The 8,177-nt window shown below is 46.7% G+C and carries 12 protein-coding genes; 4 read left to right on the top strand and 8 right to left on the bottom strand.

All coding sequences use genetic code 11. The features are described from left to right. Positions 1-138 precede the first annotated feature (138 nt). Together QUB16_RS25500 and QUB16_RS25495 are read left to right on the top strand one after the other, a co-directional pair. Positions 139-417 carry a hypothetical protein gene (locus QUB16_RS25500; protein ID WP_333320462.1) on the top strand — a complete coding sequence of 93 codons (279 nt, stop codon included), beginning with the start codon at positions 139-141 and terminating at the stop codon, positions 415-417. Between the two features lie 153 nt (positions 418-570). After that, positions 571-2,979, top strand: coding sequence for an EF-hand domain-containing protein (locus tag QUB16_RS25495; RefSeq protein ID WP_333320461.1), 2,409 nt, complete (start codon positions 571-573; stop codon positions 2,977-2,979). A 235-nt stretch (positions 2,980-3,214) separates the two neighbouring features. Here the strand turns inward: QUB16_RS25495 and QUB16_RS33705 are convergent, their stop codons facing one another. Continuing rightward, entirely contained in the window at positions 3,215-3,421 is a 207-nt protein-coding gene (locus QUB16_RS33705; RefSeq protein ID WP_445251166.1) for an NACHT C-terminal alpha/beta 1 domain-containing protein, read from the bottom strand. Here QUB16_RS33705 and QUB16_RS25490 point away from each other — a divergent pair. Further along, the gene (locus QUB16_RS25490) at positions 3,388-3,516 is read left to right on the top strand and encodes a hypothetical protein (RefSeq protein ID WP_333320459.1); all 129 of its coding nucleotides are present in this window, start codon (positions 3,388-3,390) and stop codon (positions 3,514-3,516) included. The genes QUB16_RS33705 and QUB16_RS25490 overlap by 34 nt on opposite strands. Before the next feature lie 51 nt (positions 3,517-3,567). Next, a complete protein-coding gene (locus QUB16_RS25485) occupies positions 3,568-3,999 on the top strand; it encodes a hypothetical protein (protein ID WP_333320457.1) in 432 nt (143 codons plus the stop codon). Positions 4,000-4,188: 189 nt separating this feature from the next. On the opposite strand, the gene QUB16_RS25480 is transcribed toward QUB16_RS25485, so the two are convergent. The 7 genes from QUB16_RS25480 to QUB16_RS25450 form a co-directional block, all read right to left on the bottom strand. Then, positions 4,189-4,551, bottom strand: coding sequence for a type II toxin-antitoxin system PemK/MazF family toxin (locus QUB16_RS25480; protein ID WP_333320455.1), 363 nt, complete (start codon positions 4,549-4,551; stop codon positions 4,189-4,191). Further along, positions 4,506-4,736 (bottom strand): ribbon-helix-helix domain-containing protein, encoded by a 231-nt coding sequence (locus tag QUB16_RS25475; protein ID WP_333149050.1) that lies wholly within the window; start codon positions 4,734-4,736, stop codon positions 4,506-4,508. Before QUB16_RS25475 ends, QUB16_RS25480 begins: the two co-directional genes overlap by 46 nt. A gap of 67 nt (positions 4,737-4,803) precedes the next feature. Beyond that, positions 4,804-4,998, bottom strand: a complete 195-nt coding sequence (locus QUB16_RS25470; RefSeq protein ID WP_333320453.1) for a hypothetical protein — start codon at positions 4,996-4,998, stop codon at positions 4,804-4,806. Continuing rightward, complete coding sequence (locus QUB16_RS25465; protein WP_333320451.1) at positions 4,988-5,200, bottom strand: hypothetical protein; 213 nt, start codon at positions 5,198-5,200, stop codon at positions 4,988-4,990. The genes QUB16_RS25470 and QUB16_RS25465 overlap by 11 nt, the downstream gene beginning before the upstream one ends. Then, on the bottom strand, positions 5,197-5,571 hold the full coding sequence (locus QUB16_RS25460) for a DUF433 domain-containing protein (RefSeq protein ID WP_333320449.1): 375 nt from the start codon (positions 5,569-5,571) through the stop codon (positions 5,197-5,199). The genes QUB16_RS25465 and QUB16_RS25460 overlap by 4 nt, the downstream gene beginning before the upstream one ends. Before the next feature lie 219 nt (positions 5,572-5,790). Then, complete coding sequence (locus QUB16_RS25455) at positions 5,791-6,999, bottom strand: glutathione S-transferase family protein (protein WP_333320447.1); 1,209 nt, start codon at positions 6,997-6,999, stop codon at positions 5,791-5,793. A gap of 235 nt (positions 7,000-7,234) precedes the next feature. Continuing rightward, the gene (locus QUB16_RS25450) at positions 7,235-8,116 is read right to left on the bottom strand and encodes a tetratricopeptide repeat protein (RefSeq protein ID WP_445251165.1); all 882 of its coding nucleotides are present in this window, start codon (positions 8,114-8,116) and stop codon (positions 7,235-7,237) included. Positions 8,117-8,177: the final 61 nt, after the last annotated feature.

The following is an 8,177-nucleotide window of genomic DNA, read 5'->3' as shown; positions in this document are numbered from 1 at the left end:
CCCGCCCGTCCTTTTTGGACGGGCGGGACGCCCATCCCACTTTCAAGAGTGGAAGTTATTTAATTCTCATTCCTTACAGAGTTTTTTGGTGCTAACTCGTTTGCGGGAAAGCACAAAAAGGACGATCGCAAACAACTGGTGCTTTTTGATGTGGAAACTGAGGGCGGTATGGTTGTTCCCGATCGGTTTATTCAGGATTTTGGTAAATTAAATATTGCGCGAGTGATTTATCGCGGCAAACTGACGGGCAAGTTTATGGATGATGTTCGCAAGGAGAAATACGGTGTGGATGAAGGTGTTGTGTGCAAGGGAGGCCGCAATGCTAATAATCTGTGGATGGTGAAGATTAAGACTGATGCGTATATGCAGAGATTACGGGAAGCTTTTCAGGATGATTGGGAAAATTACTGGGAGTAATATCAAACTGATAGATCAACTGTCACAAGCCAAAGTGGGAGAAATCGGCAACCCCCTGGGATTTGACAATACCGTTGCGTAACTCATCAGGAATTAAAGTATATTGGTCATAATCAATAGACAGCAAATAAAAAACTCAGGGAGGATTTAGTGATGACATCTGTGCAGATTGAAAAAAAAGTCATGACTGAAGAAGATGTGGCAAAGTTATGGGAAGCATTCCAAGTATTTGACGGGGACGGGAGCGGTGCTATCTCATCAGAAGAACTGGGTCAAGTGATGCGATCGCTCGGCCAGAGTCCTAACGAAACCGAGTTGCGCGACATGATCAAGGAAGTGGACGTAGACTTGTCGGGCAGTATCGATTTTGATGAATTCAAAATGCTGATGGTGTCCCAGCAAGGCGATCGCCAGAGTCGTCTCAAAATGGCATTTAGTGTATTTGATGAAAACGGTAGCGGTCAAATCACCAGAGACGAGCTGCACGGCGTGATGAGCCAGTTTGGGCTGACAGAGCAAGAGCTCGATGAGATCATCAAAGAGGTAGACCATGACGGCGATGCCTCAATTGACTTTAAGGAATTCTGCAAACTGGTACCCGATGAGTCAGAGCTCACAACCGGATATCAAGACTCGCCGGTTCCGGTTGTCAGCACACAGACAACCGAGATTTCAGATAGTACAGCCGCTGCGATCGCAACTACAGCAACTGCTATCAATGAGGCAGCTTCTGCGACTATTGAACCTAATCTACAAGAAGCACCTACCGACAGCAATCCAGAAATAGCGCGGCTAAAAGAACTACTCGCCCAACACCCACAAGCTGATAAGAAGCGCGGTACCTCCCGCTTGCAGATGCAGATTGGTTTGTTTCGTCTGATCCAGGGAGCAGCCTACCGCAGTTTCCGCGAGAGTTTTTCCGCAAACCACGAGACTCACCTGCGCGTGAGAAACTTGCCCTACAGAATCGTTGATTTTGTGCAATTTGTCAGATGTGCGATCGGGCTTTATAAAGGATTAGGTGTAGTAGAGTCGGCGTGCAACCCTTTATTGGATGCAGTAGTTAAATCGCTCGAAGATGAATATGCCAGACTGCAAGATCGCATCAAAAACTGGAAGACTATAGAAAAAACTCCAGAAATGTTGGCCGAACAAAAAGCCATGTTGGAGGCGCGAGGTAAATCTGCAACTGCCAAGGAAAAGTTTGCCGCGGGAGTCGAGTTTGCCATCACCATCAAGAAGAAAAGTCTCAACTTGCGTGACATCGCCGAGGGTGTGCTTGCCATCAACGAACTCAACCGACTGCGAAAAATGGAACTGAGTGAGGAAATGGCACCGCCACCAGCCAAATCTGAAGGAGATCCAAAAGAGTACCTGAAGAAGTGGAACCGCGTCATCCTCTCGGATGCCTCAGAGGAAATCGATGGTGCGATGATGCCAGTAGCATATTGGTATGAGGACTTTATGCCGAAGCTGCTAGCGGCCTTCAGCGTCAGCACAGCAGCAGACATCCCCTTGAACACGATGCCTGACGAAGCGGCTTTAAACCAGTGGTACGAAGCAACTAAAACGTCAGGGGAATTTGGGCGTTATGGGGCGGATGTTGTAGAAAACTTTCCCAAATGCGCTCCAAAACAGAAGCTAATGCTCAAACAGGCATGGCGCTTGACGCACAACTACCTGAATGGGGTACAGAAACGGCGCGAACGCTTGGAGTTTGGGCGCGAGTCTGGCGAACTCTCGCAATATGTATCGTTTATTGACGTTTATATCGATCGCAGTGAAATAAAGAATTCACAAATGCGTGTCAGCTTCCCTTACTATATTGGCCCTGCGGTGTGGCGTTTCTTCCACACTACGGCTGAAATCGTCTCTACCAAGACCCCCCAACAGCAAAAAACTCTGGTGGCAATCTTCAAGGACTTCTTCAAGCTGTTTGCCACTATGTATCCCTGCCCCTACTGCCGCCACCATCTCAACGCCTATGTCGTGCAGAATAAAGAGGTGGAAATGTACCCTGTAGAGTACCTCGTGCTTGGGCGCGACCCGCGTCTGAATGACTTTGAGGTATCAATGGAGGCGAAGTTATCGACCGTAGTAGATGGCGCTTCCCTGCGCTTATTCTTCTGGAAGCTGCACAATACTGTCTCTTCGTCAATTGCGCGATCGGAGGAGTGGTATCACAAGGATGAGAAAGCATTCTACACCACTCGTTATTGGCCCAGCATTGACTCTGAGCTAGCACGAGCCAAGGCCCTCAAACACATTAGCATTGCCACCGATCGAATGTACCGCCTCTACGGTATGCTCAAGCCTGCGGCACGACTGACAGGGGTGAGAGCAACTTTGCAAAAGCTGTTGGATAAGAGGGATGAGGAAGGTATCAAGGAGGCTTGCTTAGTTGCCCAAGATTATATCAAGGAGTTGGAGGAGGCGATCGTCAGCGGACAATTCCTACAAGAGACATATTACTTTGACCCTGACCTTGTGGATCAAGCTCCAGTCTTTAGTCCTGAAGAAGAGGAGTTTGCTCGCAGCGGTGTGTTCGTAGAGGTTGCTTAGATATCAGTCCGTAAAAAGTTAAGTTTTTAAGCTTAACTTTTTACAGATTATAAAAAATTAGACAAATTAGGTGATTAACACTCTGAGTAGATTTATAGCAGAAGGAACAAGGAAGAAGTCGATGTAAAAATACAATTCCAGGCAATTGTTTGAGCGATCTAGAACGTCCTTACCGTCTTGGATGTTGCTAGGGAGGTGGCAATGCTAATAATCGGTGGATGGTGAAGATTAAAACTTATGCGTATATGCAGAGATTGCGGCAACCTTTAAAGCGTGTGAGGGCATCCAGAAAAGTTTGGCTAAAACCTTGGGTAGTGGCGATCGCGTTTTCGTAGAAAATGAGGATGGGGTATTTTTCCCACTCTAGGAGTTGCGAGGAGTTGCGAGTAGATTTGGAGTTCCGCGAGGGTGCGGGGCGATGCCCTCTGTGGATTTGGCACACTGGTGTTTGTTGACGAGTTGCAGGTAGATGTCGGCGGCGGGGCGATCGAGTTTATCGAATTTGCTGCGATGATGCAGAGGATTTGGAGGGTTTAGTCGAATCTTTGGGGGAGTGGTAAGATGGAAAAATGAATTCAAGGTTGTTTTATGTCAAATCCTGAATTGGCTAAACAGCGGCAGTTATCCCGCGATCAGAATTTTCAAATGAAAGCTGTGATGACTTATGATGAGATAGCTGGCTTATGCCAGCAGCTTGGATACAGGGACAAGTTGCGTTTGGCGCAACTGCTGATACAGCTAGCCAGAAAAGAAGAGGAAACTCAAAACGCCCAACACCCAATTGAAGAGAACCGGAAAGACTTCTCGACACCTCTAAATAGTTCGGAAGTAGTTGAATATGTTTTTGAAAGGCTCATAAAATTAAAGCCCACCAAAATAAGCTCACTTAAGAATTCAATCGCCGCCATGTTTCAATTTCAAGGCGGAATTTCTGAGTCTGAACAAGAAAAAATAATATCTCAACTCCAAAAGTTAAAATATATACACATTGATGCCAACAATCGAGTCACATTTTTATAGTTTAAACCGCAAATATGAGGACAAATATACTCATGGTCGCCACAATGTTCACCGAATAAAAACTCAAAATTCCCGTTTTCTATCCCGCTTACACTGAGACCAAAGGCCGCAATGTAGGATTTTTTTAACCCTCTAAAAATCCTGCGTCACTCGATGCTATATTTGTCACCCCCCAGCTTTTGCATTCCCCTACTCTTCAATTTCTAAATATCGAGCCAAAATCTGTTTAATTTCTGGTATTTGGTGCAACTCCAATTGCCCAAGACAGCGCACAAGTCTGCGTTTATCAAACGTCATCGGATCGACGCACACGATAAAACTCTCGGTACTCAGACCATTGAGAGTCGAAGGAATTACTGGCAAAACAATGGGCCGTAAATGCTCGTTTGGAACAGCAGAAGTGATGGGCAGAACTGTAACTTTACTGCGTTGATTAAAAGCAGTTCCTGAAATAATTACCGCCGGTCGAGTCTTGCGGATTTCTGTACCGACTGAGGGATCGAAATTCACGACCCAGATGCTTCCCAGTCGGTAATCGCTGCTTGCTGCCATGCTTCATCCTCATCGCTTAATTCATCACTCAGTTCATCCAGCAATAAACAGGCTTCCACCATTGCCTGCTGTTCTTGTTGTTTGCGCCATGCTTGCAATAAAAGCTCAATTAGCCGACTGCGATTTTCTACACGATCGTCAATGTAACGCACTAGCTCATCTGGCAAAGAGATAGATACTTTCATAATTATTGTAAAACTATTTATGCCACTTTCAATACTACAAATGGTAGCACAATTCTATTTACTCACCTTACGGAACAAAAAGACGACCAACGCCCATCCAGGTTTCGATATCCAGCAAGATTTCCAGAATACGATCGACACAACGATTTCGATAGACTCGATCGGCTAAAAATCGATCGGCATCTCCAATCGTAATCACAGGTAGGGAATCCACTGTATTTTCTTCTCGGATCACCTGTTCCAGGGAGTCTTCACCCTTCATGCTGCGGTTTGCAGTAAGCAAAATCATCTGATTTGCCGCTCTCAAGTCGCCAAACAACTCGATCGTTACTGTCGATCGACAAATTCATCTGCTTGAAAGTGACAAAACGAATTGGGAGTAGATTTAACCAGCCTTGACTCGCAATATTTCCTAATAAAATCTCTGCATGACCTCCGAGATTGTGATCTATAAGAAAATTCATGCTTCTACTTCGTGTCTGGCTTTCTGCTCTTGAAGTTTGGCCCAAAGAGCCTCTCGACCTGGTTTGGGTGGCATCGCTGCAACGCGGGCTGAATGTTCGCGATTGCGTTCTTCCCAATACTCCCTAATTTCCTTAGCTTGCCTTAAAACAACTTGATATTCTGCTTCGACTTCTGCACGATTTGCCTCAATGTAGGATAAAGCAACGTTAATTTGATCCTCTGTTAAGTCAAACAAGGAACGGATAAACTTCGGGGGATATTGAGCCGTCAAGTAGTCCATCACATCATAGAGAGTGATGCGCGTACCTGAAATTGTCAGTCCGCGCTCTGTACGAATAATAATTGGTTGGTTGTTGGATACTGAAACCATACCCATAGCCTCTGAAACAGTCTAGGAAATAATTCGATCGTACCTTACAAATTTGTAATGTCGTCTTTGTAGAAATCTTTGAGCAAATCCACCAGACGCCCCCTATAGCAATCCTAAATCAGTACAAATATGTAGGGGTAGTGCTACCCCTACTCCCCGTGCCTACCCCCACGGATCGGGGCAACCACGGGGGGTTTGCCCCTACAACAATTAAACAATTCATTTAGGATCGCTATACACAAAATTAGCCGGATCTTGGTCTCGCCGATGCTTCAGCAGAATCGGAGAACCTTGGCCATCACCCACCAAAGCCGCCGTTTCCTCCAACGCTTCCCTCAATCGCTTGGCCGCGTAGATCGACATATCGCGGGGCACATTCACCCGATCGCGCAAATACCGCAAAGCCGCATCAGAACCAGCCGGCGGCATACAAACTTCGCCAGTCATCATCAAAGTTAAAGCACAACGCAAAGCCTCATCGAATAACTTGTCATCAGCAGGATTGACTCGAACGATGTTGCGCTGGTGCTTAATGACGCGGTGAAGTGCTTCAGCGCGGGAGGTTTCAGGTTCTGGATACATCACATCCGGGAGTCCAGCCCAAGGCCCATTATCCACGCGGGCTTTGTTGAGTAGCATCTGCGGTTCGCCGTTTTCATAACACCCGCCCATCTGAGGTGGTAAATCGTGGACGTGGGTGTGAAAATCGCTCTGAGTGCCACGATAGGTAGGGCGGGTTTCCATCGCCGCAAACCAGTCAGCAAAGCGCGGGTTTTCTTCCCGCATCGAGTAGCCTTTGTAGTAGTAAAGACTGGCATTCATCCGTTCAACGTAGGGCGTAAAGATGACATCCGCAGTGCCAAATTCATCGAGGAAATAAGGCCCCGGAGTGCTAGCCAGGGCCTTTTCTACCTGGGTGACGACGCTGATAAATTGGTTGCGGTTGTGTTGTTCTACTTTGGCTGAACTTGCTGGGTAGCACAGCCAAGAGCACCAGGCTCTAAACAGCAGTCGCTCTAACCGCCGCAGGGGTATTACTGCGGGGTTTTCCATGCCCAAACCCAAGGGGCCATAGACTCGTTCCAGCGCGATTAAGATATCATCGCTTTCGGTGATGATGCGGCCGTCTAGTTCGATCGCCGGTAGCATTCCCGATGGCACTTTGCGCTTGTACCAGCTTTCCTTTTCCCCATAGCAGAACATTGTAACTTTGTCAATACGGTAGGGAATTTGTTTTTCTTCTAGCCACAGCCAGATTTTTTGGCAGTAGGGACACCAAGCATGGTTGTCGCGGTACAGAGTGACTCGCACATCGGATTCGGTTTTACCGAAGAGGCGCAAGCGGGATTGAGCGTTGGTGGGACCGTTTGTGCGATCGACTTCAAAGTCTGTGAGGGCTTCTAATTCTGTCCAGCTTAGGGGGGTCATGCGATTTTAGATTTTAGATTTTAGATTTTAGATTGGAGAATTGAAGACAGCGACTGCTTCGTGGCAATAATAAAACTTACCCACCAACTCTATCTGTAGGGTGCGCTGTGCGCGCACCTTACCCCTACCCATAACGTATTCAACTATTTTTTGGTCTTAGTCGTGAATAAGATAGTTGGTTCTCAGTTAAAAAAGGCTTTGAGGACTGAAGTCCTCACTACAAACTTAACTACAATTAAGGCGACATTTGGGGAGGGGGTGGGGCGTCTTGAATTTTAGCCAGTGCTGCTTTCATTTCAGGAGTGGCTAGCAACTTTTGCGTATCTGCGATTAAACGATCGCCCCAGAGGTTTTCTTTGAGATATTCTACCGTAGCATAACGTTTGTCGAGTTTCAGAGCTGCTTCTCCCATCGCTAAGCCTTTTGCTTTGTCACCTTTGGTGTACAATGCTACTGCTAAAGCTAGCATTGCTTCGGCTGCTTTGTCGTCGATCGCGATCGCTTCTTGCCAGCGTTTGATGGCGCTATCAACATCTCCCATTTCGTATTTGACTAATCCGATATTGTTGACAGCAGGCCACAGGTTTTTTTCTAAAGCAAAGGCTTTTTCGTATTGGGCGATCGCCTGATCGAACCGCTTTAGCTTATAAAAAGCATTCCCTAAATCAAATAATGCGCCTGGAGTGTCTGGTTTTAGTTTCAATCCTGCTTGCAAGTATTCGGCTGCTTTCTCATAGTTTGCTTTCCGAAAGTGAGCTTCTCCCAAGACAAATTTAATTGATGGATTTTCTGGCGACAGAGATTGAGCTTGCCCCAAAGCTTCAATGCCTTTGTCAAACTGCTCGACTTGAAGGTACAAGCTACCTAACAAAGTCCAAGTTTGAGCATTTTTGGGGGCTAACTGTGTGGCGAGTTCGGCTCTGGGTACCGCTAGTTGGTACTGCTGGAGTCTGGCTAGCTGGACGGCTTCTTCTGCAAGGCTCAAGGCCGTTTGTTCGAGTTGGGCCGAGTCGATTTGCAGGGTGTAAGGCAGGAGTGCCTGTGCAACAGCAGGCTCGGGCATTGCCCCCAAACCGAGTGCGAGTAGCAGAGATATTAAAGGAATGCGATTAGGCACTGTACAGCCCCAGAAAAAAATATAAGGGTTTCTCGATCGCCTATAATAACTCATATTTTTA

Source organism: Microcoleus sp. D3_18a_C4 (assembly GCF_036702415.1).
Lineage (GTDB): Bacteria > Cyanobacteriota > Cyanobacteriia > Cyanobacteriales > Microcoleaceae > Microcoleus.
This window is presented reverse-complemented; position numbering and strand designations above follow the sequence as displayed.

What these genes read in the sequence shown, in the direction of transcription:
- QUB16_RS25495 (WP_333320461.1), top strand. Translation starts at nt 571, where the DNA reads ATGACATCTGTGCAGATTGAAAAAAAAGTCATGACTGAAGAAGATGTG.
- QUB16_RS25485 (WP_333320457.1), top strand. Translation starts at nt 3,568, where the DNA reads ATGTCAAATCCTGAATTGGCTAAACAGCGGCAGTTATCCCGCGATCAG.
- QUB16_RS25480 (WP_333320455.1), bottom strand. Translation starts at nt 4,551, where the DNA reads ATGGCAGCAAGCAGCGATTACCGACTGGGAAGCATCTGGGTCGTGAAT.
- QUB16_RS25475 (WP_333149050.1), bottom strand. Translation starts at nt 4,736, where the DNA reads ATGAAAGTATCTATCTCTTTGCCAGATGAGCTAGTGCGTTACATTGAC.
- QUB16_RS25470 (WP_333320453.1), bottom strand. Translation starts at nt 4,998, where the DNA reads ATGAAGGGTGAAGACTCCCTGGAACAGGTGATCCGAGAAGAAAATACA.
- QUB16_RS25465 (WP_333320451.1), bottom strand. Translation starts at nt 5,200, where the DNA reads ATGAATTTTCTTATAGATCACAATCTCGGAGGTCATGCAGAGATTTTA.
- QUB16_RS25460 (WP_333320449.1), bottom strand. Translation starts at nt 5,571, where the DNA reads ATGGTTTCAGTATCCAACAACCAACCAATTATTATTCGTACAGAGCGC.
- QUB16_RS25455 (WP_333320447.1), bottom strand. Translation starts at nt 6,999, where the DNA reads ATGACCCCCCTAAGCTGGACAGAATTAGAAGCCCTCACAGACTTTGAA.